Source organism: Hwangdonia lutea (assembly GCF_032814565.1).
Classification (GTDB): domain Bacteria; phylum Bacteroidota; class Bacteroidia; order Flavobacteriales; family Flavobacteriaceae; genus Hwangdonia; species Hwangdonia lutea.
In genome coordinates, this window is the sequence record NZ_CP136521.1 from 1,565,696 (window position 1) to 1,592,098 (window position 26,403).

The 26,403-nt window shown below is 37.0% G+C and carries 26 protein-coding genes and 1 tRNA gene; 7 read left to right on the forward strand and 20 right to left on the reverse strand.

Translation table 11 applies throughout. The features are described 5' to 3' along the window. Window positions 1-1,695 carry a single-stranded-DNA-specific exonuclease RecJ gene (recJ, locus tag RNZ46_RS06735; RefSeq protein WP_316984613.1) on the reverse strand — a complete coding sequence of 565 codons (1,695 nt, stop codon included), beginning with the start codon at window positions 1,693-1,695 and terminating at the stop codon, window positions 1-3. Window positions 1,696-1,764: 69 nt separating this feature from the next. Beyond that, window positions 1,765-2,187 carry an OsmC family protein gene (locus RNZ46_RS06740; RefSeq protein WP_316984614.1) on the reverse strand — a complete coding sequence of 141 codons (423 nt, stop codon included), beginning with the start codon at window positions 2,185-2,187 and terminating at the stop codon, window positions 1,765-1,767. 74 nt (window positions 2,188-2,261) lie between these two features. Between RNZ46_RS06740 and RNZ46_RS06745 the strand changes: the two genes are divergently transcribed. Next, window positions 2,262-3,725, forward strand: coding sequence for a M14 family zinc carboxypeptidase (locus RNZ46_RS06745; protein WP_316984615.1), 1,464 nt, complete (start codon window positions 2,262-2,264; stop codon window positions 3,723-3,725). A gap of 18 nt (window positions 3,726-3,743) precedes the next feature. Here the strand turns inward: RNZ46_RS06745 and RNZ46_RS06750 are convergent, their stop codons facing one another. From RNZ46_RS06750 to RNZ46_RS06765, 4 genes are all read right to left on the reverse strand, one after another. Next, window positions 3,744-4,067 (reverse strand): type II toxin-antitoxin system PemK/MazF family toxin, encoded by a 324-nt coding sequence (locus RNZ46_RS06750; RefSeq protein WP_316984616.1) that lies wholly within the window; start codon window positions 4,065-4,067, stop codon window positions 3,744-3,746. Further along, window positions 4,058-4,303, reverse strand: a complete 246-nt coding sequence (locus RNZ46_RS06755; RefSeq protein ID WP_316984617.1) for an AbrB/MazE/SpoVT family DNA-binding domain-containing protein — start codon at window positions 4,301-4,303, stop codon at window positions 4,058-4,060. Before RNZ46_RS06755 ends, RNZ46_RS06750 begins: the two co-directional genes overlap by 10 nt. Window positions 4,304-4,420: 117 nt before the next feature. Then, the gene (locus RNZ46_RS06760; RefSeq protein ID WP_316984618.1) at window positions 4,421-5,686 is read right to left on the reverse strand and encodes a D-alanyl-D-alanine carboxypeptidase/D-alanyl-D-alanine-endopeptidase; all 1,266 of its coding nucleotides are present in this window, start codon (window positions 5,684-5,686) and stop codon (window positions 4,421-4,423) included. Window positions 5,687-5,762: 76 nt separating this feature from the next. Then, window positions 5,763-6,512: a DeoR/GlpR family DNA-binding transcription regulator gene (locus RNZ46_RS06765; RefSeq protein ID WP_316984619.1), complete on the reverse strand. Its 750-nt coding sequence runs from the start codon at window positions 6,510-6,512 to the stop codon at window positions 5,763-5,765. Window positions 6,513-6,639: 127 nt separating this feature from the next. Here RNZ46_RS06765 and RNZ46_RS06770 point away from each other — a divergent pair, with 127 nt between their 5' ends. Beyond that, a complete protein-coding gene (locus RNZ46_RS06770; RefSeq protein WP_316984620.1) occupies window positions 6,640-9,771 on the forward strand; it encodes a SusC/RagA family TonB-linked outer membrane protein in 3,132 nt (1,043 codons plus the stop codon). An 11-nt stretch (window positions 9,772-9,782) separates the two neighbouring features. Continuing rightward, the gene (locus RNZ46_RS06775; RefSeq protein WP_316984621.1) at window positions 9,783-11,264 is read left to right on the forward strand and encodes a SusD/RagB family nutrient-binding outer membrane lipoprotein; all 1,482 of its coding nucleotides are present in this window, start codon (window positions 9,783-9,785) and stop codon (window positions 11,262-11,264) included. Window positions 11,265-11,349: 85 nt separating this feature from the next. Here the strand turns inward: RNZ46_RS06775 and RNZ46_RS06780 are convergent, their stop codons facing one another. Continuing rightward, window positions 11,350-12,375, reverse strand: a complete 1,026-nt coding sequence (locus tag RNZ46_RS06780) for an aminotransferase class I/II-fold pyridoxal phosphate-dependent enzyme (RefSeq protein WP_316984622.1) — start codon at window positions 12,373-12,375, stop codon at window positions 11,350-11,352. A 7-nt stretch (window positions 12,376-12,382) separates the two neighbouring features. Further along, entirely contained in the window at window positions 12,383-13,393 is a 1,011-nt protein-coding gene (locus RNZ46_RS06785) for a dipeptide epimerase (protein WP_316984623.1), read from the reverse strand. A 69-nt stretch (window positions 13,394-13,462) separates the two neighbouring features. Here RNZ46_RS06785 and RNZ46_RS06790 point away from each other — a divergent pair, with 69 nt between their 5' ends. Continuing rightward, window positions 13,463-14,053, forward strand: a complete 591-nt coding sequence (locus RNZ46_RS06790; RefSeq protein WP_316984624.1) for a carboxymuconolactone decarboxylase family protein — start codon at window positions 13,463-13,465, stop codon at window positions 14,051-14,053. A 117-nt stretch (window positions 14,054-14,170) separates the two neighbouring features. Here RNZ46_RS06790 and RNZ46_RS06795 read toward each other — a convergent pair whose 3' ends face one another. From RNZ46_RS06795 to pdxA, 9 genes are all read right to left on the reverse strand, one after another. Further along, a complete protein-coding gene (locus RNZ46_RS06795; RefSeq protein ID WP_316984625.1) occupies window positions 14,171-14,620 on the reverse strand; it encodes a 3-oxoacyl-ACP synthase in 450 nt (149 codons plus the stop codon). A 51-nt stretch (window positions 14,621-14,671) separates the two neighbouring features. Then, entirely contained in the window at window positions 14,672-15,799 is a 1,128-nt protein-coding gene (locus RNZ46_RS06800; protein ID WP_316984626.1) for an NAD(P)/FAD-dependent oxidoreductase, read from the reverse strand. 4 nt (window positions 15,800-15,803) lie between these two features. After that, entirely contained in the window at window positions 15,804-17,330 is a 1,527-nt protein-coding gene (locus RNZ46_RS06805) for a sulfatase family protein (RefSeq protein WP_316984627.1), read from the reverse strand. 81 nt (window positions 17,331-17,411) lie between these two features. Then, a complete protein-coding gene (gene accC, locus RNZ46_RS06810; RefSeq protein WP_316984628.1) occupies window positions 17,412-18,764 on the reverse strand; it encodes an acetyl-CoA carboxylase biotin carboxylase subunit in 1,353 nt (450 codons plus the stop codon). 45 nt (window positions 18,765-18,809) lie between these two features. Next, window positions 18,810-19,295 (reverse strand): acetyl-CoA carboxylase biotin carboxyl carrier protein, encoded by a 486-nt coding sequence (gene accB / locus RNZ46_RS06815; RefSeq protein ID WP_316984629.1) that lies wholly within the window; start codon window positions 19,293-19,295, stop codon window positions 18,810-18,812. 28 nt (window positions 19,296-19,323) lie between these two features. Further along, complete coding sequence (locus tag RNZ46_RS06820) at window positions 19,324-20,319, reverse strand: beta-ketoacyl-ACP synthase III (RefSeq protein ID WP_316984630.1); 996 nt, start codon at window positions 20,317-20,319, stop codon at window positions 19,324-19,326. 182 nt (window positions 20,320-20,501) lie between these two features. Beyond that, a complete protein-coding gene (gene rpmF / locus RNZ46_RS06825; protein ID WP_142784604.1) occupies window positions 20,502-20,705 on the reverse strand; it encodes a 50S ribosomal protein L32 in 204 nt (67 codons plus the stop codon). Window positions 20,706-20,713: 8 nt separating this feature from the next. Next, window positions 20,714-21,253, reverse strand: a complete 540-nt coding sequence (locus RNZ46_RS06830; protein ID WP_316984631.1) for a YceD family protein — start codon at window positions 21,251-21,253, stop codon at window positions 20,714-20,716. A 74-nt stretch (window positions 21,254-21,327) separates the two neighbouring features. Then, window positions 21,328-22,374, reverse strand: coding sequence for a 4-hydroxythreonine-4-phosphate dehydrogenase PdxA (pdxA, locus tag RNZ46_RS06835; protein WP_316984632.1), 1,047 nt, complete (start codon window positions 22,372-22,374; stop codon window positions 21,328-21,330). 90 nt (window positions 22,375-22,464) lie between these two features. On the opposite strand from pdxA, the gene RNZ46_RS06840 reads away from it, so the two are divergent. Then, on the forward strand, window positions 22,465-23,061 hold the full coding sequence (locus tag RNZ46_RS06840) for a riboflavin synthase (RefSeq protein WP_316984633.1): 597 nt from the start codon (window positions 22,465-22,467) through the stop codon (window positions 23,059-23,061). Window positions 23,062-23,064: 3 nt separating this feature from the next. On the opposite strand, the gene RNZ46_RS06845 is transcribed toward RNZ46_RS06840, so the two are convergent. The 3 genes from RNZ46_RS06845 to mce form a co-directional block, all read right to left on the reverse strand. Further along, complete coding sequence (locus tag RNZ46_RS06845) at window positions 23,065-23,259, reverse strand: PID-CTERM protein-sorting domain-containing protein (RefSeq protein WP_316984634.1); 195 nt, start codon at window positions 23,257-23,259, stop codon at window positions 23,065-23,067. Window positions 23,260-23,565: 306 nt separating this feature from the next. Next, window positions 23,566-23,639: transfer RNA gene (locus tag RNZ46_RS06850), tRNA-Ile, on the reverse strand. Between the two features lie 75 nt (window positions 23,640-23,714). Then, entirely contained in the window at window positions 23,715-24,119 is a 405-nt protein-coding gene (mce, locus tag RNZ46_RS06855) for a methylmalonyl-CoA epimerase (protein ID WP_316984972.1), read from the reverse strand. 99 nt (window positions 24,120-24,218) lie between these two features. Between mce and rbfA the strand changes: the two genes are divergently transcribed. Together rbfA and RNZ46_RS06865 are read left to right on the forward strand one after the other, a co-directional pair. Continuing rightward, a complete protein-coding gene (gene rbfA / locus RNZ46_RS06860; protein WP_316984635.1) occupies window positions 24,219-24,617 on the forward strand; it encodes a 30S ribosome-binding factor RbfA in 399 nt (132 codons plus the stop codon). Between the two features lie 164 nt (window positions 24,618-24,781). Beyond that, on the forward strand, window positions 24,782-25,987 hold the full coding sequence (locus tag RNZ46_RS06865) for an ABC transporter permease (protein ID WP_316984636.1): 1,206 nt from the start codon (window positions 24,782-24,784) through the stop codon (window positions 25,985-25,987). Window positions 25,988-26,403 lie beyond the last annotated feature (416 nt).

The window sequence follows — 26,403 nt, forward strand, 5'->3', positions numbered from 1 at the left end:
TTAAGCTTTTATATCTCTTAGTTTAAGTTGAAGCGACACGTTGCCTCTAAACTCATTTTCATCGATGGAATATACTGCCTTAAATGGTTTTTTATCAGAAATCAATTCATATTTATCGCCCATTCCAAACCCAATACAAACTATACTTTTAGAAGCATTTGGTTGTTTTGCCGTTAAGCGCAAGTGGGTTTTATCGGCGCCAACACATTTACCGTAACCGGTATCGGTTAAATTTTCAGTCAAAAAAACGGGGGTCATATTTGCTGGACCAAAAGGAGCAAACTGCTTTAATATTCTATAAAACTTTGGGGTTATGTCTTTTAAATCGATTTTAGCATCGATTTTAATCTCAGGAATTAGCAAGTTTCTGTCAATAGTTTTTGACACCTCATCTTCAAAAGCTTGTTTAAAAGCTTCGTAATTTTCTTCTTTAAGTGTTAGTCCTGCCGCATATTTATGTCCTCCAAATTGCTCGATATGCGCACTACAAGCTTCAATGGCATTGTACACATCGAACCCACGAACGCTGCGTGCCGAAGCCGCTAAATATTCACCACTGCGCGTAAATACCAGAGTTGGTCTGTAATACGTTTCCGTTAATCTTGAAGCTACAATACCTATAACGCCTTTATGCCAATCTTGGTGGTAAACCACGGTGGTAAGTCGGTCGTGTTCTTTGTTATCTTCAATTTGTTTAAGGGCTTCTTCAGTAATTTGCTTATCGGTTTCGCGTCTATCTAAATTATACTCATCAATCTCAGAAGCATACTGTTGTGCTTTATCGGCCTCTTCTTCGGCTAGTAAAGTAACGGCATAATTCCCGTGTTTCATGCGTCCCGCAGCGTTAATCCTTGGGGCGACAATAAATACGACGTCGGTAATGGTGAGTTCTGTTTTTTCAACTTGGTCTAAAATAGCTTTTATGCCGGGGCGCGGATTGGTGTTAATAACTTGTAATCCGAAATAAGCCAATGCCCTATTTTCACCATCAATGGGAACAATATCTGCCCCAATAGCTGTGGCAACCAAATCTAAGTATTCGGTTAAATCTTCAACCGTTTCTCCTTCTTTTGATGCTAAGGCTTGTACGAGTTTAAAGCCCACACCACAACCGCATAATTCTTTATACGGATAATTACAATCTTCGCGTTTGGGGTCTAAAACTGCTACTGCTTTCGGGATTTCGTTTCCTGGTCTGTGATGATCGCAAATAATAAAATCGATGCCTAGTTTTTTTGCATGGGCTACTTTTTCAACCGATTTAATCCCGCAATCTAAAGCGATAATCAGCGAAAAATCATTCTCTAAAGCAAAGTTTATACCTTTATAAGAAATACCGTAACCCTCATCGTATCTATTCGGGATATAAGTATGAACCAACGGGTATTTGGTTTTTAAATACGTGGACATTAAAGCGACTGCCGTGGTACCATCAACATCGTAATCGCCATATACCAAAATGTTTTCTTTATTGGCCATGGCTTTTTCTATACGTGCCACGGCCAGATCCATATCTTGCATTAAAAACGGATCGTGCAAATCGTTTAAACTGGGTCTGAAAAATGTTTTAGCATCCTCATAAGTTTCAATACCACGCTGTAATAATAAGGTTGCAATAGGCGTATCTACTTGTAATGCTTCTTTTAAAACTGCTAATTTACTGGCTTCGGGTTTTGGCTTTAGTGTCCAACGCATTTAAAAAGTTTTAAGTTAAGAATACTTAAATTGCCTTAAGTTTTTCTTTTGCAAAAAAATTCTAATTTCTTATTTATTGTGATAATGGATATCTATTTTAATTTCGGCAAAATGACGAAACATTTCCATAACACCACAATATTTTTCAACCGAAAGATCTACGGCACTCTTTATTTTGTTTTCATTCAATTGTTTACCATAAAAATGATAATCGACCGATACTTTGTGATAATATTTTGGATGCTCGTCGGTAAGCTCCCCTTCAACAACCATTTTAAAATCGTCAATTTTAACACGCATTTTATTTAAAACCGAAACTACATCCAAACCCGAGCAACCGGCCAACGAGGATAGCATCATCGCCTTGGGCGCCATGCCTGAGTTAGTGCCACCAAATTCTTCTGAGGCATCCATCATTATGGAATCCCAACGCGGGTTATCCGATTCAAATACCATATCCCCTTTCCACTGTGTGGTAACTTTATCTGCCATTTTATAAATATTTTTGTTACTTGTAGTTTCAAAAGTACTATTTATATACTTAAAACAATAATCCTGCTACCAATATGAAATCTTTTTTAAAGCTGATATTGCTGTTTGTAACCCTATCTGCAGCTAGCCAAACCAACGATTTTACTTCTAAAATTTACGAAACTTACGATACTTACAAAGAAACCACATTGGAAAAAAGGCGCATAAAACACCAAGATATTCAGCCTTTAATCAACACGCTTAAAAACAACCCAAAGTTTACTGTAAAAAAAGTGGGGCAGTCTATTGAAGGGCGCGATCTAAGCCTAATCAGTATTGGGTCTGGTAAAACCAATGTGTTTTTATGGTCGCAAATGCATGGCGACGAACCTACGGCAACACAGGCTATTTTCGATATTTTTAACTTGCTTACCAGTAAGGATTTTTCAAAGGAAAAAGAAACCATTCTAAAACGTGTGACGCTTCATTTTTTACCGATGTTAAACCCTGATGGCGCCGAAAAATATACGCGCCGGAACACATTGGGTATCGATATTAACCGAGATGCACTCCGTTTACAGTCACTAGAAGGCCAAACTTTAAAACGAGTTAGGGACAGCCTGAATGCCGATTTCGGGTTTAATCTGCACGACCAAAACATTTATTACAATGCCGAACGTACCAACAAGCCTGCAACCATTTCGTATTTGGCACCGGCGTATAATTACGAAAAAGACATTAACCAAGTGCGCGGAGATGCTATGAAGATTATTATTTTTATGAATAACATTATTCAAAAGTACGCACCCGGGCAAGTGGGCAGGTATAACGATGCTTTCGAGCCCAGGGCTTTTGGCGATAACATACAAAAATGGGGAACCAGCACCATTTTAATTGAATCTGGAGGTTATAAAAATGATGTTGAAAAACAGGAAATAAGAAAACTGAATTACGTCTCTATTCTTTCGGCCATTTATACCATTGCCAACGGGCAGTACAAAAATATTCCTATTGATGATTATGAAAACATACCGAGAAACGATAGTAAGTTATTCGATTTAAAAATTGAGGGTGCTACGTATAATTTATTGGGAAAGCCCTATAAAATAGATATTGGTGTAAAGCGCTATGAAGTTGATAATGCTAACCATTCCGATTTTTATAATGTGGGCAGAATTGCAGATCTAGGCGATTTATCGACCTTTTACGGCTACAACACTTTTAATGCCGAAGGTTATACTATTGTCGAGGGCAAAGTGTATTCCGAAGTATTTGACTCTGTTAGTGGCATTTCGAATTTAGATGTTTTCAAGCTTTTAAAATCGGGTTACACGTATATTCAAATGGAAAAATTGCCCGAAAGCACCTTAGAAGCCTCAGAGCCTATTCACTTGGTTAAGATAGGGCAGCAATTGCCTGAGTTTAGATTGAGACCCGGCATTAACCCAACCTTTTTATTGCAAAAAGATGGTATTAACGAGTATGCCGTAATTAATGGGTTTTTAATTGATTTGAATGCCAAAAATAGTAGGCTAAAAAATGCTTTGATTTATAGGTAGAATTACCACAAGACCCATTTAATCTACGAATGTCTCTCGGATAATAGCTTTGCAATTTCGAATTTCGGATTTCGATAATTGGTCAAAACTTTTTATTATACGCGTTTTATCAATGGTTCGAATTTGGTCAATGGCAATCATTCCCTTTTTATTGTTGTATTTTACTGCAGTTCGGGTTGGATATTTTTTCAAGTTAGTCGTCATTGGAGCCACCACAATCGTTTTGAGAAACTTATTTATTTCATTGGGAGATACAATTACGCAAGGGCGCGTCTTTTTTATTTCGCTACCTATTGTTGGGTCGAGGTTTACAAGCACGATAGCATATTGCTTTAGTTCCATTCCTCAAAATTTTCATCTTCAAAAACATCGTCAAACAATAACCGATCATCATTATTATCTCGCATTTCCTCAAACGCTTTTTCCCAGTTTTTTCTTGGTTGATCAATAGGTTTCAGCACAATTTGCTCTTTCTCCAATATCATTTCAACCTTGTCTTTTATATTGTACTTTTCTAAAATTGTTTTGCTTAAACGAAGCCCTTTTGAATTCCCTATTTTAATAATTGCTGTTTCCATAATTCAATTTTGTAATTACAAAGTTAATACATTTTTTTGGGTTTTTCAAAATTTTTTATTTAGTCCAGACCTGTCAGGTTTTAGAAACCTGACAGGTCTCAATTGCTAAAATAGCTTTCAATAATTATCGCGGAGCCATTCAAAAATTAATTGCATGCGTTTTTTTACATCAGTCGTAGATTTTCTGTAATGATTATTCATAAAACTAAAAATCAAGGTTTTGCCCGATTTTGTAATCAGATAACCACTTAACGAATAATTATTGCCTAAGGTGCCCGATTTCGCATAAATATAAGGTTTCTCTTCACCCGAATAATAGTTTTTTAAGGTACCTGATGAGCCGCCAACAGGAAATAAATTAAATAAACGCTGTTGCGGAATTTGATTGTGTAATTTTTCGAGTACCTGCACAAACGATGTTGGTGAAAATAGGTTATAGCGGCTTAATCCAGAGCCATCAACCCAACGCGGTTTTTGTTTTAAATCTTTTAATTGCTTGTTTAAAATAGTGTCTCGAATTCGTTTCGAACTCAAGGTGTCTGAAAGTGTTGACGATGCCAAAATGAGCATTTGTTCCGCTAAAAAATTATCGCTTACCAACATCATGCGTTTATATAAAGAATCCGACGGAACGCTATAAGCCGTATGTGTTAAGGCTTTATCTGACTGTTTGAAAACAGATACTTTATTTGGAAGTATATCATCCCACAACTGCTTTACTAACGCTGTATCGATAACCATAGGAACTTCAATGGTATCCTTTCGTTTTGGATTGTAATAAAACGTGTTGTCGTTAAAATTTCTTCTTTTATTGGATTCGGAAAAATGGATTTGATTTTTCAATGCCTTTGGAATGCTTTGCAGGCTGTCTTGATTACTAATGGTAAGCACATTTCCGTACATGGGAAAGCTACTTTTTTCGGGGCTAAAATAGGTGTCGTAATCTTCCCAAGCCCAACCTGGTCCAAACTTATCATCCTCCAAATTATTTAAAACCACATTTACTTTTTTGTAGTTTCTTGCCATTTTTAAGGCTGTACTATCATTAAAAAACGGATGTAAAAAAGTGGGGTTTCCAACACCTTGAATGGTAATGGTATCGTTTTCAATACCATATTTAAACGCTGGGATTTGCGCTGGTAACACTTGCAAAGCGGTATATAAAGTAAAAATTTTGGTGTTGCTGGCCGGGGTAAAATATTTGTCGGCATTTTTCTTAAATACGGTGTCTTTAGTTTTCGGATTGAAAACCAACAATCCTGTAAACTGGTTGTTGTAGAAGGGATTTTCTAAATTTTTTGAAATATAATTGGATTTGCAGCTGCTTAAAAACAAAGCCGATAAGCATAAATAAATAAGTTTTCTTTTTATTGTTTTCAACATGTTAAGGCTAACATTAATTTGATGCTTCTAAAGTATATTCAAAATTCATTTGATACTAAATTAGAATCACGATAGGTTATATAATCACCGCGTTAATGGCGTTAAAATCTACAAAAACAGAATCTGATGCATCAATATCGGTAATGATGGCATCAATCTCGTTAATGGGAACAACGGTGTGCCTCTTTACAGACATTAGTTTACTACTTATACACATAACTACCACGTGGTTTGAGGCTTCAATCATCCTTCTTTTTATACGAGAAACGTCCCAGTCCTGCTCCGTTAAGCCTCTGTTAACGTTTATGCCATCTACACCCATAAAACATATATCGGCGCTAATATTATGGATTGAAGTTACCAAATCTATACCTACGGTAACCTGTGCCGACTTATTTAATTTTCCGCCTAAAAAAATAACTTCAATTAGTGGATGATACGATAATTGTGTGGCAATGGGCAAACTATAGGTATATACGGTGGCGTTAATATCTGGTGGAATAATTTTAGCCAATTCTAAATTGGTTGAGCTCCCACTCATAATAATGGCTTGCCCATCGTGTATTAAATTTACGGCTTTTTTGGCAATTTTCTTTTTCTTATCAATATCGGCAATACTTCTTTCGTCGTAAGACAGTATTTTGCTTTCTTTCAGCAAAGCGCCACCATGCACTTTATAAACCAGGTTTTTTGCCTCTAATTCTTTTAAATCTCTTCGGATGGTATCTTCAGAAACCTGCAGTTCTTGGCTCAATTTTGTCGATAGTACTTTTTTTTCTGTCTTTAGCCTATCCAAAATGGCGTGTTGTCTTTCTTGCTTTAGCATAACCTCGATTAAAAACGTGCTAAATATGCAATAAACAAATTAATATTGCAAAAAAATGCATAAAAAACACTCATAAAAACGCAAACATTACTATATTTGAGAGACTATTAATTCAAACTCTTAATTTATGAACAAAAAAACAACCCTCTCTTTTCTTGTTTTTTTAACCGCTACCTGCAGTTTTTTGTTTGCTCAAAACATAACTGTAAGTGGTACGGTAACCGATGCTTCTAGCGTTCCGTTGCCCGGTGTAAACATTCAAGTAAAAGGAACAAGCAACGGAACATCGACCGATTTTGATGGAAATTATTCTATTTCTGCAAATCAAGGCGATGTATTGATTTTTTCTTTTGTTGGCTTTAAAACAAAAGAAGTTTCGGTAACAGGAACTCAACTAAATACTTCTCTAGAAGAAGATGCAAGCAAACTAGACGAAGTTGTTATTACGGCATTTGGTGTTGCTAAAAAACAGAAATCTTTAGGATATTCTGTAACACAAGTGGATGCCAATGATGTAAATTTAACAGGGCAAACCAATGCTCTTGAAGCACTTCAAGGACAAGTTGCCGGCGTGCAAATTAACCGAACCTCTGGATCTGCTGGTGGTGGTGTTGATATATTAATTAGAGGCATTACCTCTGTAAATCCTTCTAGAAGTAACCAACCCTTAATTATTGTTGATGGATTAGCCCTTAATAATGATACATTTTCTGGTGAGGTAAGACCGAGTACTGGTTCAAATTCTGCTAGTAGTGCCGAACAATTTGCATTTTCTAACAGAGCGGGAGATATCAATCCTGAAGATATAGAAAGCTATAATGTTTTAAAAGGTGCAGCAGCAACAGCGCTTTATGGCGTTAGAGCATCAAATGGTGCCATTATTATTACGACTAAAAAAGGTAAATTAGGGAAGGCTAAAATAAACTTAACAGCCTCTACTTCTTTTAGAGAAGTTAAAACAACGCCCGATGATCAAACTGAATATCGCGAAGGCTTTAACAACCTGCCCAGAACTTTATATACGCCAGAAACCGATACTGGATTTACAAGATTGGGTGGAACTTCCTTTTATTCATGGGGACCGAGGTTTAGCGATGATTCTGCAACTTTGGGCAATGGCGATGTTATAGACCTTACAAATGACGCCTATTACAGTCCCTATGATATTTTTAGAACCGGTGTTAACACTCAAGTAAACCTAAGTGTGAGTGGCGCTACGGGCGTTATGGATTATTTCTTATCTGTTGGTAATAGTAGCGACGAAGGTATTTTACCAAATACAGATTACGAGAAAACAAACCTTAGGTTAAAAGCGGGTTATAAAGTGACCGACAATTTCAATATTAATAGCTCTATTGCCTTTACCAATTCGGGAGGCCGGCGAGCAAATGGTGGTGATAAATCGGTTATGAGCGCCCTGTCTTATTTTTCAGGAACATTCCCAATAAACGATTACCAAAACCCTGATGGTTCCGAGCGTGATTATTCCTTTGGAATTATTGATAACCCAAGATATTTAATGGAAACCAGCAGTCTTGTTGATGATGTTAACCGTTGGGTAGGTAATGCTACATTTAATTGGCAACCTAAAGAATGGGTAAATATTACCTATGCTGCTCAAATTGATAATTATTCCGACAGACGTAACCGTTATGTGGGACCAGATTTAGATGGAGGCTCGCAGGTTGGTGGTTTTATTTTAAATCAAAATATAAACTTCACAGCATTAGAATCTAACTTATTAGTGGCATTCAATAAAGATTGGTCTGATGATTTTACTTCAGAATTAACCTTAGGACATCAAGTTTCAGACACTAAAAGAGATTATGATGAAGCACGTGGCGAAGGTTTAAATATTGCAGGGGTTAACGAAATAGGCAACACAACCAATTTCTTTATCGACAACTCGGTAGTACAACTGCGCAATATGGGTATTTTTGGAGAGTTAAAATTGGCTTACAAAGACAAGTTATTTTTAACCTTAACAGGAAGAAATGACTGGTTATCTACATTACCAAAAGCAAACAGGTCATTCTTTTACCCATCGGCTAGTTTAGCCTACGATATCACCAGCCTTTTTGGAGACAGCGACGTATTCTCCTTTGGAAAACTTAGAGCCTCTTGGGCAGAAGTTGGTAAAGGCCCTGGATTTGGTGATGTTGGACAGTATTTTGTGGTTGATGGCGATTTTCCATTTGCAGGCTCTGGCGGATACAGAAGAAGCACAAGACTCGGTGATTTAGCAATTCAACCAGAAAGCAATAAATCTACAGAATTTGGTGCCGATTTACGATTTTTCGATAGTCGTATTCGTATAGATTACGCTTATTTTAAAACCAAAGTTGAAGATCAAATTTTCAACGTAGGTACAGCGTATTCCTCTGGCCTATCGGCTATTACTAGAAATGCAGGAGATTATGAAGTTTTCGGACATGAATTGTTATTAAGTGCCGATATTATTAGAAAACCAGATTTTAAGTGGAATATGATTTTAAACTGGTCTACGAGTGAAGGTAATGTCCTCGATATTCCAGATGATATTGAAGCTATTATTTTTGCAAATTCTGGTTTTGCTGGTGTGACCTCTGAAATTAGAGAAGGCGATAAAATGGGTAACTTATATGGTTACAAATGGCGCTACGAAAATGGAGAACGCTATATTGGTAGCGACGGATTACCCCGTGTAAACCTAGACGAAAGAGTTGTGGTTGGTAACGCATTTCCAGATTTCATATCGTCTGTTAACAACAGTTTTAAATGGAAAGGCATCGGATTCAATTTTGTGTTAGAATACAAAAAAGGAGGCGATCTTTACGATTCCGGAATGCGTAACTCTATTAGAAATGGTGTTCGTGGCATTACAGCCTATCGTAACGTAGATACCGTACTTGAGGGTGTTATGGACGATGGTAGTGGTGGTTTCACAACCAATACTATCGAAACAACAATTGATCAAAACTATTACAGAAGTTCGACACGTTACAACAGAGCTTCAGAAATTTTAGTGCAAGATGCGTCTTGGGTTAAACTTAGAAACATAGGTCTGTCCTACGATTTTGGATCTAATATTACAGAGAAATTAAAAGTAGACAAACTTAGCTTTAACGTAAGTGCCAATAACATTTTGATATGGACACCGTTTGATGGATTCGACCCCGAAGGAAATCAATACAGCGCAGGAAGTAATGTTTATGGATTTACCGGGTTAAGTATACCGTTAAGCCAGAGTTATTCATTTGGTCTTAATATTATATTTTAAAAAAAGAAATTATGAAAAAATTTAATATAACAACTACAATTTTAGCACTGTTCGTTATTGCGCTCGTAGGGTGTAGTGATGAATATTTTGATGTGAACACACCATCCAATACTGCCGCTTTAGAGGAATTGGGGATGAAGGACTTAATTGCGCCTGTGATTCATAGCACTATGGAAGGACAACGTTCGGCAGAATTAGCTTTTGGAAACTATACGCAGTATTTTGTTTCAACTGGTGGAGGTGCCGCAGGACAAACCTCAGCAAGTGGGCTATGGACGCAAATTTACCTTTATATATTACCAAACTTAAAAGTGGTAAAAGCAAAAGCGGTTGAAAATAACGCACCACATATTGGTGCTATTTCAGATATTTTAGTAGCCATCAATTTAGGAATAGCAACAGACACGTGGGATAATATTCCATATTCTGAAGCAACCCAAGGACCAGATTCTAACTTTCCTGCATTTGATACGCAAGAACAAATCTATACTGAAATATTCAACCTATTAGATGGCGCGATAGCAGCTTTAAGCGCTGCTGATACTTCTGGTTTCAATTTAGGATCTGCAGATTTAATTTACGGAGGCGATTCAGATTCTTGGTTAAGAGCCGCTTATACAATTAAAGCACGTTACCAATTACATGTAATAGATAAAGGTGTTACAACGGCCAATGACGTTTTAACTACCATTGCCAACGGGTTTACGTCTAACGCTGATAATTTCGCCATGTATTATGACGAAAAGAACATAAACCCCTGGTATTCGTCCGAGGTTTTATCGCGTGAAACCGGTAACCTAAGTAACGATATTGCCAGTCAAATTGTAAGCTCTATGAATGGTGATTATTACCCTTTTAATGGAGCTATTACTATAGATCCTCGACTGCCAGAAATTGCAGAAATACCTGATAGCGACACCGAATATAGAGGTTTTATAAGCGGTGGCGCAGGCAAATCCCCTAGTGGTTTGGTTGATGCAAATACCCGTTTTAAAAGCGATGGTTTTTACACGAGCATAGACTCTCCATTAATTTTAATATCATATGCAGAGGCTCTATTTATCAAAGCTGAAGCTGCATTTTTAGCAAACGGAGGCAACACAACCAGCGTAGGAACTAACACGACAGCTTATATGGCATACATGGATGGAATCGCTGCAAGTATGGATATGTGGGGTGTTGATGGAGCAGATTACATCGCTGATACCGCTGTAGACGTTGGAGAAGCTAGTTTAGCCTTGCATCATATTATGAAGGAGAAATACATCCATAACTATTTAAACCCTGAAACGTTTGTAGATTTTAGAAGATATGATTTTTCAGATGATGTGTTTACGGGTTTAACTATTAGAGAGGAAGAAGATAGTGATGGCGATTATTTCGGACAATGGTTTAGACGCGCCAATTATCCTTCTACTGAATTAAACAGAAATGAAGCTAATGTTTTGGCGAATCAGCAAGAACCGATTACACCTGTTTGGTGGGATCAATAATAATAGTCTAGTTTTTAAATAGAATTAAAACCGTTCTTCAGCTTTATTGAAGAGCGGTTTTTTTATGCATTTTATAAAGGGGTTTTCACAAAGAAACCAACGCCTTTTTTAACCTTGTTAAATCGGTTTCGGTATGGTTTGCCGTTATTACAATTCTATTCATATCTTCTTTGTAATTGGGGTATTTAAAGTGTGAAATGATGATGCTGTTTTCAAATAACGCATCGTATATCGTATTAGAGTTACAATAAATCACCGGGTAATTTTCATTAAATTTAAAAGCATCACCCAAGTTTAAATCTTTAAACAAAAACCTTAAATTGGCTTTAAGTTTTTCTTGTTGACTTTCAATCAGGTTTTGTGAGACCACATAGCTTTCTAAATACGCGGCATTGGCACATGATGATGATACAAAAAGCACTTCATTCTTTATAGCGTTAATAAAGTTTTCATCTGCGGCAATAACGCCTCCCGAAAGTCCCAAAGCCTTTCCTAAAGAGGCTATCATTATTTTCCTTTTTAGGTTTTTATTTCGGATGGTCTTAAAAACACCATCACCTTGTTGGCCTAAAACACCCAGGCTATGCGATTCATCAACCAGAAGTGTAATGTGTTTTTTAGGTGAAATATCGTTTAAAAAATCGAACGATGTAGGCTCAACTTCCAAAGCTAAAACCGCATCGACTGTGATAACAATGTCTTCTTTTGTATTGTTAAGTAGATTTTTATGCAATGCTCCGTTTTCAAATAAGGGCAGGCTTTTGTCGTGTAAAATCGCAGGATGCGTTTTGGGGTAGTGATAAAATGTGGGTACTGTTTTAGACAAATACTCCAAAACCAATTTCCCCGCCAAAGTTCCCGAGGATGTTGTAAGCGATTTTTCAGTTCCTATTTGTGTGGCGAACAGCTGTTCTGCTTTATCAAAAACTGATAATTTTATATTGGAATTTCTTGAGCTTCCGTAAAACGTGCCCCATTTGGCTATACTTTTTATAAGCGTGTTTTTAAAATCGACATGCGTTGGAAGCCCTAAATAAGCTGTCCCGCCAAAGTATAAATATTCCTTTTCTTCAATGAATATTGTTCTGTCCGGAAAGCGTTCAACAATCATTAAAACATTAAATTAAGGAAACTCCCGTTCCGTTTAAATGGCTATATTCTACAACGCCGTTTTTAATCGTAACACCGTTGGCAATATCTTCGGCCAACAACAAGGGACCATCCATATCAACATAATCCAATAAGGGCAATAAATGTGCTATGGCCGAAATGCCAACTGAAGATTCCGTCATGCAGCCCACCATGGTTTTCATACCCAATTGGCGAGCTTTGGTAAGCATGCGTCTTGCCGGAGTTAATCCGCCACATTTTACAAGTTTTACATTAACCCCGTGAAAATGATTGTGGCATTTATCGATATCAGCTTCAATCTGGCAACTTTCGTCGGCAACAATGGGCAGCACCGATTTTTTGAATACTTCTCTATGGGCATCCCAATCATCGGCCTTTAATGGCTGCTCTAAAAATTCGACACCAAGAGCCTTTAAAGCCACAGCGTTTTTTATGGTTTCATCGGCCGTCCATCCGCAATTGGCATCAATTCTAAAAACAGCATCGGTGTGTTGTCGCAAAGCTTCTACAATGGCAATATCTTCCTCAGTGCCCAGTTTTATTTTGTAAATGGGCCAGGGCAATTCCTTCATTTTAGCCACCATTTTATCAATCGTATCGATGCCAATGGTGTAATCTGTTAAGGGGTTTTTATCAGTAGTATAGTTCCAAAGTTCATAAAGCTTTTTGCCTTTTTTCCGTGCGTACAAATCGTTATAGGCTATATCTAAGGCACACAAAGCAAACATGTTGTGTTTTAAATGCGGATAAATGGTGTCCCAAAATGCTTCTGGCGTTTTATCGCTATCCGCTTCAATTAAATGTTTAATCCCTAATATATCATCAGTCATTTTTTGTACTGTAATGCCATAATACGGGTTTGAGGTTCCCTCACCATAACCCGAAATGTCGCCATCTTTAAGCTCGACAATTAACGTGGATTGTGTGTTGTGAGATTCTCTAGAAATGGTAAACGTGTGCTTTAATTTTAATTCGAATGGTCTTAATATGAGCTTCATAAATACGTTTTTATTTATAGGGGAAAGTTAATAAAATTATATCTTTGAAGATACCGAAAAATCAAATTTATGCCATTAGTTACACCATTATCTGCGGACCACGATTTAGAGACAAAAAAGCTTGCCGAATTTTTTAATGAAACCCTGGGGTTTTGTCCAAATTCGGTATTAACCATGCAACGCAGACCCGCCATTAGTAAAGCTTTTATTAATTTAAATAAAGCTGTTATGGCCAATGAAGGCAGAGTCACTTCGGCATTAAAGCGCATGATAGCTTGGGTTTCCAGCAACGCAACAGGTTGCAGATATTGTCAAGCGCACGCCATTAGAGCTGCCGAACGTTACGGTGCAGAGCAAGAGCAATTGGACAACATTTGGGAATACCGCACGCATCCTGCTTTTAATGAAGCAGAACGTGCTGCATTGGATTTCAGTTTGGCGGCATCACAAGTACCAAACGACGTAGATGAAACCATAAAAAAACGTTTATACGAATATTGGGATGAAGGAGAGATTATTGAAATGCTTGGTGTTATTTCGCTCTTTGGTTATTTGAATAGATGGAACGATAGCATGGGAACCTCTATTGAAAATGGTGCTGTTGAAAGCGGCAATCAATATTTAGGAAAACATGGTTGGGATAAAGGAAAACATGTTTAGGTCTGTCATTCCTGCGAAGGCAGGAATCTCATTATGATTAGCTGCCTTTTTAATTGCCACAAATGCACGAATAATTTTGTTTGAAATCTTTTCCTCGACTCCGGCAACACCTCAACCTCAAACCAAAGAGGTGATGTTAAATTCTAATCCTCTAAAAACTATAGTGTCTCCAACGGTTTTTCCCATTAGCAATTGCCCAATAGGTGTGTTTGGAGAAATAGCATAAAACAAATGGTTTTCTGCTTTCAACCGTCCCGCGCTTACAGCCATATAATAGTTAGCACCCGACGTATAAACGACGCTGCCCAAACCAACCGTTGTTGAAGGTTTTGAAGGGTCGATTTTAGAAAGCGCTTCTTTTACTTTTACAATTTCAGCGAGTTGGTTTCCCGCTTTTTCGCGCTCTAACTGTAACATGGCGCGTCCTGTTTCGTGCTTGTCGCCCGCGCTGCTTTTGGTTTCAGAGTGTAAGGATTCTTGTATTTCGTTTATGGTTTTTTGAATGGTTTGAAAACGATTGTCAACAAACTCAACACATTGATTATATAGTTCTTCTTTTATATTCAATTTTTTATTTTTAAAAGAGGATTCCGCATCAAGTACGGAATAACAGATACGTTAAATTAAATCTGCTAATTCTTTCCCGATTATACTACCAATGGCAACACCCATACCACCAAGTCTTACACCACAAAATACGTTGCTACCAAGCTGTTTAACAATAGCCTTTTTTTGTCCCGATTGCAACCGGGAACCAACACCCATAATACCACTCCAACGATGGTCGATTTCAAAAGGGATTTCTGGCAAAATTGTGGTTTTAAGTAAGGTTTCAAGTTTGTTTTGTACAAGCTCGGTTTGTTTTAATTCGGTGGTTTCCTCGGCTTTAAAATCAAGGTTTCGTCCACCGCCAAGTAAAATCCTGTTGTCAATATTTCTGAAATAATAATACCCTTTATCTAAATGAAACGTGCCTTTTATATGCAGGTCTTTAATGGGCTTTGTTATTAATACTTGGGCGCGTGCCGGCTTTACCGCTTCGTTAATTAACTGCGATGCAAAACCATTGGTTGCGATAAGCAATTTCGAGCTCGAAAATTCGAACAAATTGGTTTTTATTTTTACTGAGCTTGCATCTTCTGAAAAAGCTTCAACCGTTATATTATTTAATATTTTTATACCGCTTTTCAATACCAAATGCATTAATGAATCCATCATTTTTCCGGTGTCAATTTGTCCTTCAAACGCATTAAAAACATACTGGCTTTTTATATTCTTAAAGTTGAAACTATTGCCTTTTAAACTAAAGACTTCTTTTTTAAAAACCGGTTTCAATAGTTTATTGATATGTGCTTTATTTGAAAGACAGTTTTCAAATAGCGTAGAATTTGTTTCAGTGAACAACTCAAAACCGCCTAATTGTTTATAATCAATATTTGTATCACCTAAAGTGTGGCGTAGAAGTTTTAAGCCGTTAACGCGTTTTTCTACTATGTTAACAACAGCCTCTTCGGTATGTGTTTTTAAGTCGTCTAGAATTTCACTTAAACTTCCAAAGCACGCAAATCCAGCATTTTTTGTGCTCGCACCTTGTGGCAAAACACCTTTTTCTAAAATGAGAATATGGGCTTTTGGGAAACGCTGTTTTAGTTGTAGCGCACAATTTAAACCCACTATGCCGCTACCCACAATAGTAAAATCTACATGGGTAAGCCACGATTTAATTTCCCAATAGGATAAGTTCAAAATCTTATTTCTTTTCTAGTTCTAAAGCTTGTTTTAAAGCCTCTAATTTTTCGGGATGGGTTTCTGCTAAATTATGCTGTTGCGCCTGGTCATCTTTAAGGTTATAAAGCTGATAAATGCTGTCTCTACCTGTTTCTATATTCACCCATTTATTCGTCATTTTACGACCTTTATGTGGCGGAATTAAAACCCAATCGCCTTGTCGGTAAGCCATAATGTTGTTCTGTCCCAGAATAAGCCCTTGCCGCCCTTTATCGGATTTTCCTAAAAAAGCATCTAAAATGTTTTGACTGTCTGGTGTGGTATTATCTTGTCCCGTTAAAGCAGCAAACGATGCGGTGAAATCCATCTGCGAAACCAACGCATCGGATACGCCTGGTTTTATAGTGCCCTTCCATCTAATTATAAATGGCACGTGGGTTCCGGCATCAAAAAGGCTGTATTTTCCACCTCTGAGTCCGCCTGTTGGCGTATGTTTTCCGTTTTTTTCCACAGCATCATCTTTATAGCCATCATCTAAAACGGGGCCATTATCGCTTGAAAATATAACAATGGTATTTTCTGAAAGCCCTAAGGTATCGAGTTCATCTAAAAATTGACCAACGGCCCAATCTGCCTCAACAATAACATCGCCCCTCGGACCTAGTCCTGAAGCGCCAACAAAACGAGGGTGTGGCACCCTTGGAACATGCGGTTGGTGCAAGGCATAAAATAAGAAAAATGGATGGTTTTTGTTTTTATTGATATATTTAATGGATTCCTTTAAAAAATCATCGTTCATATCTTCATCTATAAACAAAGCTGATTTTCCGCCTTTCATATATCCAATTCTTGATATGCCATTGTGAATGCTCATATCGTGTCCGTGACTTGGATGTACTTTTAACATTTCTGGATTGTCTCTTCCGGTAGGTTCTCCTTCAAAATTCTTTTGATAACTTACATAAATTGGGTCTTCGGCCGTTAAGCCAACAACTTTGTGGTTTTCTACGTAAACACTAGGTACTCTATCGTTTGTAGAGGCCATGATATAAGCGTAATCAAAACCAATTTCCAACGGACCGGGTGCGATTTTTTTATTCCAATCCATATTGGCGTCGCCCAATCCCAAATGCCACTTGCCAATAACGCCTGTTTTATAGCCCGCTTGTTGCAACATTGATGGTAAGGTTTGTTTCCCTAGCTCGAAAAGCAAGGGCGCATTTCCGGGCAAAACTTGCGCTCTTTTCGTTCTAAACGGATAGGTGCCCGACAATAATGAGTAACGGCTCGGGGTGCAGGTTGGCGATGTGGCGTATCCGTTTGTAAACCGAATGCCTTCATTCGCGATACGGTCAAAATTGGGGGTTTTCAATGCTGTGGAGCCATAGGAACTAACATCGCCAAAGCCCAAATCGTCTGCATAAATAACAACGATATTGGGTAGCGTTTGCGTTGTGGATTCAATTAAGTTTTTATTGTTAGCCTTTTTACAGCCAACAAAAGCCATAAGAAAAATGAGGCTGAAAATTTTGCCGTATACCTGTTTCATAAACCGAAATGTTTTATCTGTATTTAGAACAAAGTCTAAAATAAAAAAAAACTCCGAAATTGCTTTCGGAGTCTTAATTCTTTATTCTTCTATGGTCTTTTCTATTACAAAATCTTCCATAAATTTAGTGGTATAATTTCCTGCTAAGTAATCTGGATGATCCATTAATTGTCTATGAAAAGGAATGGTTGTTTTAATGCCCTCAATAACAAATTCATCTAAAGCACGTTTCATTTTATTAATGGCTTCTTCTCTGGTTTGCGCCGTGGTAATTAACTTTGCAATCATAGAATCGTAGTTTGGCGGAATGGAATACCCTGCATAAACATGGGTGTCTAGACGTACACCATGCCCCCCTGGAGCGTGTAATGTCGTGATTTTCCCTGGTGATGGACGGAAGTCGTTAAACGGATCTTCTGCATTTATTCTACATTCAATGGAATGTAATTTTGGAATGTAATTTTTTCCAGAAATTGGCACCTTTGCGGCCACAAGGATTTGCTCGCGAATTAAATCGAAATCTATTACCTGTTCCGTAATAGGATGCTCTACCTGAATACGTGTATTCATTTCCATAAAGTAGAAATTTCGGTGTTTATCCACCAAAAACTCTACCGTTCCAGCGCCTTCATACTTAATATATTCTGCTGCTTTTACCGCCGCATCTCCCATTTTTTTACGAAGTGCTTTCGTCATAAATGGCGAAGGAACTTCCTCGGTTAATTTTTGATGACGACGTTGGATAGAGCAATCTCTTTCTGACAAATGACAAGCTCTTCCTGTGGAGTCGCCTACAATTTGGATTTCAATATGCCTTGGCTCTTCAATAAGTTTTTCCATGTACATATCATCGTTGCCAAAGGCAGCTTTAGATTCCTGTCGAGCGGAGTCCCATGCATCTTTAAGATCCTCGGGTTTCCAAACGGCACGCATCCCTTTACCGCCACCACCTGCAGAAGCCTTTAACATCACCGGGTAGCCCGTTTCCTTGGCTAATTTTTTACACTCTTCAAAATCCTCAATCACTCCTTCACTTCCTGGTACACATGGCACCCCAGCTGCAATCATGGTTGCTTTAGCGTTGGCCTTGTCTCCCATCTTGTCTATCATTTCGGGTGAAGCGCCTATAAATTTAATATCGTGCTCTTCGCATATTTTTGAAAACTTAGCGTTTTCTGACAAAAACCCATATCCGGGATGAATGGCATCGGCATTGGTAATTTCTGCTGCAGCGATAATATTAGAGACTTTTAAATAAGACTCGCTACTTGCTGGCGGGCCAATACAAACGGCTTCATCAGCAAACTTTACATGTAAGCTCTCAGCATCAGCCGTAGAATAAACCGCTACGGTTTTAATGCCCATTTCTTTACAGGTTCTAATAACACGTAATGCTATTTCCCCTCGATTGGCTATCAATATTTTTTTAAACATAACTTAGAATTAAATTATGAATTCAGAATTCTGAATTCTGAATTTTTAAGATGGATCAACTAAAAACAATGGCTGATCGAACTCTACTGGCGAAGAGTCGTCGACTAATATCTTAACTATCTTTCCAGAAACTTCAGATTCTATTTCGTTGAATAGTTTCATGGCTTCGATAATACAAAGTACATCACCTTCTGCAATGGTTTGCCCTACTTCAACAAATAATGGTTTATCTGGTGACGGTTTTCTATAAAACGTTCCTATTATTGGTGATTTGATGGTGATATATTTTGAATCTTCAGTTGCAACTGCAGATTCTTTAGCTGGCGCTGAAGGTTCTACGGCAGCTGGTTGGGCTACTTGCTGTGGTACTTGAGGAATTTGAGGAGCAGCAGGGACTTGATGCACTATTGTAGTGTCTGAATCAGACCCTGTTTTGATGGTAATTTTAACATCATCCATCTCCAATTTAACCTCGTTTGCTCCAGATTTGGCAACAAACTTAATTAAGTTTTGAATCTCTTTAATATCCATGATTTTACTTATTAGTTAATGGTTAGTTTTATGAGTTATAGGCCCATTTTAAATAAATAGAGCCCCAATTGAATCCGCCTCCAAAAGCGGCAAATATTAAGTTATCCCCTTTTTTTAATTGCGATTCGTAATCGTTTAAAAGTAAGGGTAAGGTAGCCGATGTGGTGTTGCCATACTTATGTATGTTCATCATTACCTTTTCTTCTTCCAATTCTATTCGGTTGGCGGTAGCGTCAATAATGCGCTTGTTAGCTTGGTGCGCTACTAACCAATCAACGTTGTTTTTGGTTAAGTTATTTCGTTCTAAAATTTTTACGGTAGCATCAGCCATATTAAATACTGCATTTTTAAATACGGTTCTGCCCTCTTGAAATGCGCAATGTGCTCCTCTTTCAATGGCTTCTGGGGTTATTGGATAAGACGAACCGCCGTAGGTGGCTTGTAAAAATTCTCTACCGGTACCATCGCTTCTTAGGTATTCATCTTTTAACCCAACATCCTCTTGAGTAGGTTCGAATAAAACGGCACCCGCGCCGTCTCCAAAAATAATACAGGTGGCTCTGTCTTTATAATTAATCATCGAAGACATTTTATCGGCACCTATCAATAAAACGTTTTTATAACTTCCTGATTCTATATATTTGGCAGCAACCGACATACCGAAAAGAAAACTAGAGCAAGCCGCATCCAAATCAAAAGAAAAAGCGTTAACGGCTCCTATTTCTGAGGCTGTAAACGCTGCGGTTGATGCTGCTTTCATGTCTGGTGTTGCGGTGGCAACTATAATAAGTTCGATATCTTTAGGATCGATGCCTTTTTTATCAATAAGATTTTTAGCCGCATTGATAGCTAAAAAAGAGGTGCCTTTGCCTTCACCTTTAAGAATACGACGTTCTTTTATCCCCGTTCTGGTGGTTATCCATTCGTCGTTTGTATCAACCATCGTTTCAAGAATTTGATTGGTTAATACATATTCTGGCACATACGCGCCTACAGCTGTAATCGCCGCCGAGGTTTTACTCATAACTTTATAGTTAATTCGACCTAAAAAACATTAAAAATTGGACAAAAACGTTCAAAATTTTGTGAAAACTACTAAATTTTGGCTAATTAATACGCAAATTAATCATTTTTGTCATGTTAGAAAATACTTGTCATAAAAAAAACGCTCACAGGTGAGCGTTTTATAATATGCGTGCATAATAATTATGCTACGTTTTCTACTTCTTCTGAGTTATCAATTAAAACTTGACCTCTGTAGTATAATTTTCCTTCGTGCCAATGCGCTCTGTGATATAAGTGAGGCTCACCGGTTGTTGGGCAAGTAGCAATCTGTGGCGCAGTTGCTTTGTAATGTGTTCTTCTTTTATCTCTTCTAGTTCTCGAGATTTTTCTTTTAGGATGTGCCATTTTTTATGTTATTTATCCGTTAATAGTTTCTTTAATGTATTCCATCGAGGGTCAATATCCTCGTTAGTTTCTTTATTTTCTTTTAGCTTTGGACTTAACTCGTCCAGTTTTTCAAGTATATCAGAATGCAATGTACCGTTTTCTATTCCAGGGTGTACGCGTTTAATTGGTACTGCAAGTACAATTAATTCGTAAATATATTGTTGGATATTAATCTCGAAAGTTCCGTGTGGAACGATGAGGATATCGATGTTTTCATCGTTAAACTCATCTCCAAACTTAACCACCAAATCAAATTCATTTTCAATGGTCTGATTATAGGGCTCGTTGGTTAAATCGCAATTAATATTAACAAAACCTGAAGCTTTATAGTGTAATTCCAGCAATGTTGTTTTCTTCTCAAATACAACATCAACTTGAACGTTTACACTATTAAACTCTTCATACTCAAAATGCTCAAAGAACTTTTGTTCAATTTCAAAATCAAAATGATGTTTCCCTATCTTTAACCCTACAAAAGGAATTGTAAACTCTTTCAACGGCTTCATTATCACATCTATTTTGAGCCTGCAAATATATAACTTTTTTATTTACGCAACTCTACTTATAAACATTTTTTTGTTTATATCTTTTTTGGTGCTTTTTTTAAGCGATTTGAAGTAATGTGTTTGTACTCCAATCTGTTTCTAAAAATCTTTATCGCCGTAAAAATGGCTTCTTTAAAAGAGTTTTCGTCGGCCTTACCCTGTCCTGCAATTTCGTAGGCTGTTCCGTGGTCTGGCGAGGTTCTAACCTTGCTTAAACCCGCCGTATAATTGACCCCTTGGCCAAAAGACAGGGTTTTAAAAGGAATTAAACCTTGGTCGTGATAACTGGCAATAATAGCATCGAAATTTTTATAATTGTTGGAGCCAAAAAAACTATCGGCAGCATATGGCCCGTAAACCAATTTGCCATCCTCGATTAGTTTTTTTAGTGTTGGTCTTAAAACAGCATCATCTTCATTGCCAATAACGCCATTATCTCCCGTATGCGGGTTTATGCCCAAAACGGCAATTTTTGGTCTTCGTATTCTAAAATCTTTTTTAAGCGATTTATAAACGGTATTTATTTTTTTTATGATAAGCTCTTCAGAAATATGATTTACAATATCCTTTACAGGAACATGATCGGTTAACAAGCCTACCCTTAAGGTATCGTTTACCATAAACATGAGGCTTTCGCCTTCTAGTTCTCGTGCCAAATAATCGGTATGCCCAGGAAAATTAAAGGTTTCAGATTGTATATTGTGTTTGTTTATTGGCGCAGTTACCAAAACATCAATGGCATTGTTTTTTAGTGCTTTAGTTGCCGCCTGAAGCGATTTTATGGCATATTCCCCAATTTTAGGGTCTTCTTTTCCAAACTCAATTTTTACAGGTTCGTTCCAACAATTAAACACGTTTACTTTTCCAATGGCTAACTGTTCTAAATTATTAATATTATTAAAATATATGCCCGATTTAAAATGTGTTTTTAAAAAGCCCATGGTTTTTGTTGAAGCAAAAATTACGGGCGTGCAAAAATCCAAAAACCTATTATCTTCAAATGTTTTTAAAACAATTTCGCCACCAATGCCATTTAAGTCACCTATAGATATCCCTACAATTATATTTTCTGCGTTCTTCATAAAAAATAACAACTATTGTTTGTAATTTTGATTTTCATTTAAATGAACTCATTTATAGTTGCAAATTTAACCAAATAAACAGATAATAATATGTTTACAGGAATTATTGAAGATGTTGGTGTTGTTACGCATTTGAAAAAAGAGTTGAATAATCTTCATATCACAATACATAGCGCGATAACATCTGAGTTAAAAATAGACCAAAGCGTTGCGCATAATGGTGTTTGCTTAACGGTAGTTGAAATTAATGATGAGGCTTACACCGTTACCGCGATTAAAGAAACTTTGGCCAAAACCAATTTGGAAACCTTAGAGGTTAACGATAAGATAAACCTTGAACGCGCCATGAAACTTGGCGACAGACTTGATGGGCATATTGTACAGGGCCATGTAGACCAAACAGCGGTTTGCACCAATATTAAAGAAGAAAACGGAAGCTGGGTGTTCACCTTTAATTATGATGCTTCGCTAAATAATATCACTATTGAAAAGGGTTCGATAACCATTAATGGTACGAGCTTAACCGTGGTTAACTCTAAAAAAGACAGCTTTAGTGTGGCCATTATTCCTTACACTTATAAGCACACTAATTTTAATACCTTAAAAGTTGGGAGTGTTGTAAATTTAGAATTTGATGTTTTAGGAAAATACGTTACAAAGCTCTTAGAACTGAACTTGATAAAATAATAACTAGCTTTTTTTAAGTAGTTTTTTAACACCGTAAAATAACGCAAAAAACGCACCTGCAAGTAAACCTCCATCAATTGGGGTTCCAGGTGGTGGTGGTGGTCCGGGTGGTGGTGGTTCACTGCCTTGGGCAACACACACTAAGCTTATTAATACAAATAAGATTGAGGCAAATATTCTTTTATTTTGTATTGTCATTGGTACGCAAATGTATAAAAAAAAGCGAGTTAGCGAAACAAATATACAATTATTAACGGAAAAACATCCGTGAAATGCTAAAAATCATCGACGAAATACATCAATTTAGGTGTAATCCGTTTATTGAAAAACGCACAATTTCTTATAAAATTATATGAGCCAAAAAAATGATCCCTCAATTTTTTTATCACAAAACAAATATATATAATTTGCTTAGAAAACAAAATTTAATTATTGGTTTGATTAACACATCATTATAAACTAAAAAAGCCTCACATTTCTGTAAGGCTTTGCAATTTCTAGAAGTGGTCCCACCTGGGCTCGAACCAGGGACTTTCTGATTATGAGTCAGATACTCTAACCAACTGAGTTATAGGACCTGTTGGCTTTCGCTAACATTTCTCTCTAAAAGAGGGTGCAATATTAATACATATTTTATAACTCTACAAGAATTTTTAAGGCTTTATGGTTTGGCACAACTCAATTAAAACGCCATTTGAAGATTTTGGATGTAAAAAAGCCACCAACTTATTGTCCGCTCCTTTTTTGGGCGTTTCATTCAGCACTTTAAAACCTTCATTTTTAAGGCGTTTAATTTCGGCATCAATATCATCTACATCAAAAGCAATATGGTGTATGCCTTCGCCTTTTTTGTCAATAAACTTCGCAATAGGGCTGTCTTCGCGGGTAGCTTCCAACAATTCAATCTTGTTTTCGCCCACTTTAAAAAACGAAGTGTTTACGCCTTCGCTGGCTACTTCTTCAATTTTATAGTGTGGTTTTCCGAATAATTTAGAGAATAACTCATTAGAATCATCAAGGTTCTTCACAGCTATACCAATATGCTCAATCTTATTCATATAAGCTTCTTTTGGTTTAAAATACATATTTTACAATTCAAAAGTAAGATAATCTTTAAATATCCGTTATTTTTGCATTTTTAATAGTAATTTTATTCTGTGGAAGAAGAAAGTCAAAGACAAAAAAAAATAGGGTCGGTTTTACAACGCGATTTGGTTGATGTGTTACAAAACGCAGCGACACAAGGCGGCATGCAGGGTGTGCTGATTTCGGTAACCAAGGTAAAAGTAACGGTAGACCTTTCTGTAGCCAAAGTATATTTAAGTATTTTTCCTAATAACAAAGCTGCAACCCTTATTGATGGTATAAAATCTAACGCGCCGTTAATTAGGCACGAATTGGCGCAGCGTACCAAAAACCAATTACGGCGTATGCCTATTTTAGAGTTTTTTGTTGACGATTCTTTAGAGTATATCGACAACATTGATAAGTCTTTAAAAGGAGGCGACAACCCCATAAAAGACCCTTCCATTCTTGATAAACGAAAAAAATCGTAATCGGTTATATAAATTTCTAAAAGCAATTCGTTTTTAAGAAAATCATATCTGCCGAATCGCACAGGTGTGTTTTCTGAAAAACTAATTTTGATTCCAAGGGCATATTGAAACATTTCTAATCTCGACAATCGAGTAAAACTCATTTTTATTTTTATATTTAAATCATGAATGTTTCACTGTATATCGCTAAACGTTATTTACGCTCAAAAAGCAGTAACAACGCTATTAATATTATTAGCATTATTGCGGTTATTGGTATCATTCTGGGTGCAGCATCATTATTTATAGTGCTTTCTGGTTTTGCGGGTTTAAAAGATTTTACACTGCAATTTTCAACTATTGTCGATCCCGACTTAAAAGCCGAAACCACCGTTGGGAAATCATTTTTTATCACTGACGAAGACCTTAATAAATTAAACCATTTAGAGGCTGTTGCAGAATTCTCGAAAGTTATTGAAGAGCGCGTCATTGTGGCCTCGAACGATAAAAATTATTTGGCCACCATAAAAGGCGTTGATGCCCATTTTAAAAACGTGGTTGCCATCGATTCTGTAATCTCGCAAGGCAGCTGGCTCGAGCAAAATACCAATCAGATTGTGGTGGGCTGGGGTATTTCCAACAACCTCTCTTTTGGAGTTTTAAATTATGCCAAACCCATAAACTTGTATGTTCCCAAACCCGGAACAGGGCAAATTACATCGGCCAAAAACGCCTTTAATTCCGTTAACGCCGTTAATGTTGGGGTTTTCGATATTAACGAAACCCTAAACGACACCTATGTTTTTACATCCATAAATTTGGCACAAAACCTTTTAAATTATAAACCCAACCAAGTATCGTCCATTGAGTTTAAACTAAACCCAGACGCCAACGAGCTTCAGGCTAAAGAAGCAATCCAAACCGTTTTGGGCGACAGGGTTATTATAAAAAACCGCGCACAACTTAACGATGCATTGTACAAAATGCTAAACACCGAAAATTTAGCCGTTTATTTAATATTTACATTGGTTTTAATTATCGCTTTATTTAACGTTATCGGGTCGATTATTATGATGATTTTAGACAAAAAAAAATCGCTCAACACCCTTTTCAATTTAGGCGCCACCATAATAGACATTCGCAAAATATTCTTTTTACAAGGCACATTAATGTCGGTTTTAGGCGGATTGGTTGGCCTGGGCTTAGCCTTGATAATTTTGGTGCTTCAAAAAACGTTCGATCTAGTCATGATAACACCCTCGTTGGCGTATCCTGTAACCATAAAAACCGAAAACTTTTTTATCGTATTTATAACCATTTCTGTTTTAGGGATTTTGGCCTCAAAAATAGCGTCGGCGCGTATTACAAAAGCACTGGTGCAGACGCAATAATAGTTTCATGAAATTATACAATCCTCTTTTTTCAATAATAGTAATTCTAATTCAACTAATATTGTCAATAAAAGATTATTTCGATATGGAAGAATGGAGGAAAGCTAATCCTGAGCTTGACTCACTAATAAATTTAGTTACATATTATGAATCGTTCTTTTTATTTATATTGCTAATTGGTGTTTATGAAATGCTACTTAAACCAAGTAGGTTTAAGTGCTTAACCCGAATATTCTTAGTTAGTCTTACTCTAGGGTATAACTTTTCACGATTTATCCCTATTGAAGATTTTGGTTTCGGAGTTTATAATATTGCTTGGTTTTCTTCGGTTTTTGCTTTTTTTCTAATTTTATGGAAAGTTGTAAAAAATGCTGATGACAAGTGGGCTAGCAAAAGTAAATGATTAAGGTTTGACT

Excerpts from the sequence above, each read along its gene's own strand:
- pdxA (WP_316984632.1), bottom strand. The coding sequence starts at position 22,374 with ATGAAGAACGCAGAAAATATAATTGTAGGGATATCTATAGGTGACTTA.
- RNZ46_RS06830 (WP_316984631.1), bottom strand. The coding sequence starts at position 21,253 with ATGAAGCCGTTGAAAGAGTTTACAATTCCTTTTGTAGGGTTAAAGATA.
- rpmF (WP_142784604.1), bottom strand. The coding sequence starts at position 20,705 with ATGGCACATCCTAAAAGAAAAATCTCGAGAACTAGAAGAGATAAAAGA.
- RNZ46_RS06785 (WP_316984623.1), bottom strand. The coding sequence starts at position 13,393 with ATGAAGCTCATATTAAGACCATTCGAATTAAAATTAAAGCACACGTTT.
- accB (WP_316984629.1), bottom strand. The coding sequence starts at position 19,295 with ATGGATATTAAAGAGATTCAAAACTTAATTAAGTTTGTTGCCAAATCT.
- RNZ46_RS06775 (WP_316984621.1), top strand. The coding sequence starts at position 9,783 with ATGAAAAAATTTAATATAACAACTACAATTTTAGCACTGTTCGTTATT.
- RNZ46_RS06820 (WP_316984630.1), bottom strand. The coding sequence starts at position 20,319 with ATGAGTAAAACCTCGGCGGCGATTACAGCTGTAGGCGCGTATGTGCCA.
- RNZ46_RS06750 (WP_316984616.1), bottom strand. The coding sequence starts at position 4,067 with ATGGAACTAAAGCAATATGCTATCGTGCTTGTAAACCTCGACCCAACA.
- RNZ46_RS06840 (WP_316984633.1), top strand. The coding sequence starts at position 22,465 with ATGTTTACAGGAATTATTGAAGATGTTGGTGTTGTTACGCATTTGAAA.
- RNZ46_RS06745 (WP_316984615.1), top strand. The coding sequence starts at position 2,262 with ATGAAATCTTTTTTAAAGCTGATATTGCTGTTTGTAACCCTATCTGCA.
- RNZ46_RS06780 (WP_316984622.1), bottom strand. The coding sequence starts at position 12,375 with ATGATTGTTGAACGCTTTCCGGACAGAACAATATTCATTGAAGAAAAG.
- RNZ46_RS06770 (WP_316984620.1), top strand. The coding sequence starts at position 6,640 with ATGAACAAAAAAACAACCCTCTCTTTTCTTGTTTTTTTAACCGCTACC.
- RNZ46_RS06790 (WP_316984624.1), top strand. The coding sequence starts at position 13,463 with ATGCCATTAGTTACACCATTATCTGCGGACCACGATTTAGAGACAAAA.
- RNZ46_RS06760 (WP_316984618.1), bottom strand. The coding sequence starts at position 5,686 with ATGTTGAAAACAATAAAAAGAAAACTTATTTATTTATGCTTATCGGCT.
- RNZ46_RS06845 (WP_316984634.1), bottom strand. The coding sequence starts at position 23,259 with ATGACAATACAAAATAAAAGAATATTTGCCTCAATCTTATTTGTATTA.
- RNZ46_RS06740 (WP_316984614.1), bottom strand. The coding sequence starts at position 2,187 with ATGGCAGATAAAGTTACCACACAGTGGAAAGGGGATATGGTATTTGAA.
- RNZ46_RS06805 (WP_316984627.1), bottom strand. The coding sequence starts at position 17,330 with ATGAAACAGGTATACGGCAAAATTTTCAGCCTCATTTTTCTTATGGCT.
- RNZ46_RS06765 (WP_316984619.1), bottom strand. The coding sequence starts at position 6,512 with ATGCTAAAGCAAGAAAGACAACACGCCATTTTGGATAGGCTAAAGACA.
- RNZ46_RS06755 (WP_316984617.1), bottom strand. The coding sequence starts at position 4,303 with ATGGAAACAGCAATTATTAAAATAGGGAATTCAAAAGGGCTTCGTTTA.
- mce (WP_316984972.1), bottom strand. The coding sequence starts at position 24,119 with ATGAATAAGATTGAGCATATTGGTATAGCTGTGAAGAACCTTGATGAT.
- accC (WP_316984628.1), bottom strand. The coding sequence starts at position 18,764 with ATGTTTAAAAAAATATTGATAGCCAATCGAGGGGAAATAGCATTACGT.
- RNZ46_RS06865 (WP_316984636.1), top strand. The coding sequence starts at position 24,782 with ATGAATGTTTCACTGTATATCGCTAAACGTTATTTACGCTCAAAAAGC.
- recJ (WP_316984613.1), bottom strand. The coding sequence starts at position 1,695 with ATGCGTTGGACACTAAAGCCAAAACCCGAAGCCAGTAAATTAGCAGTT.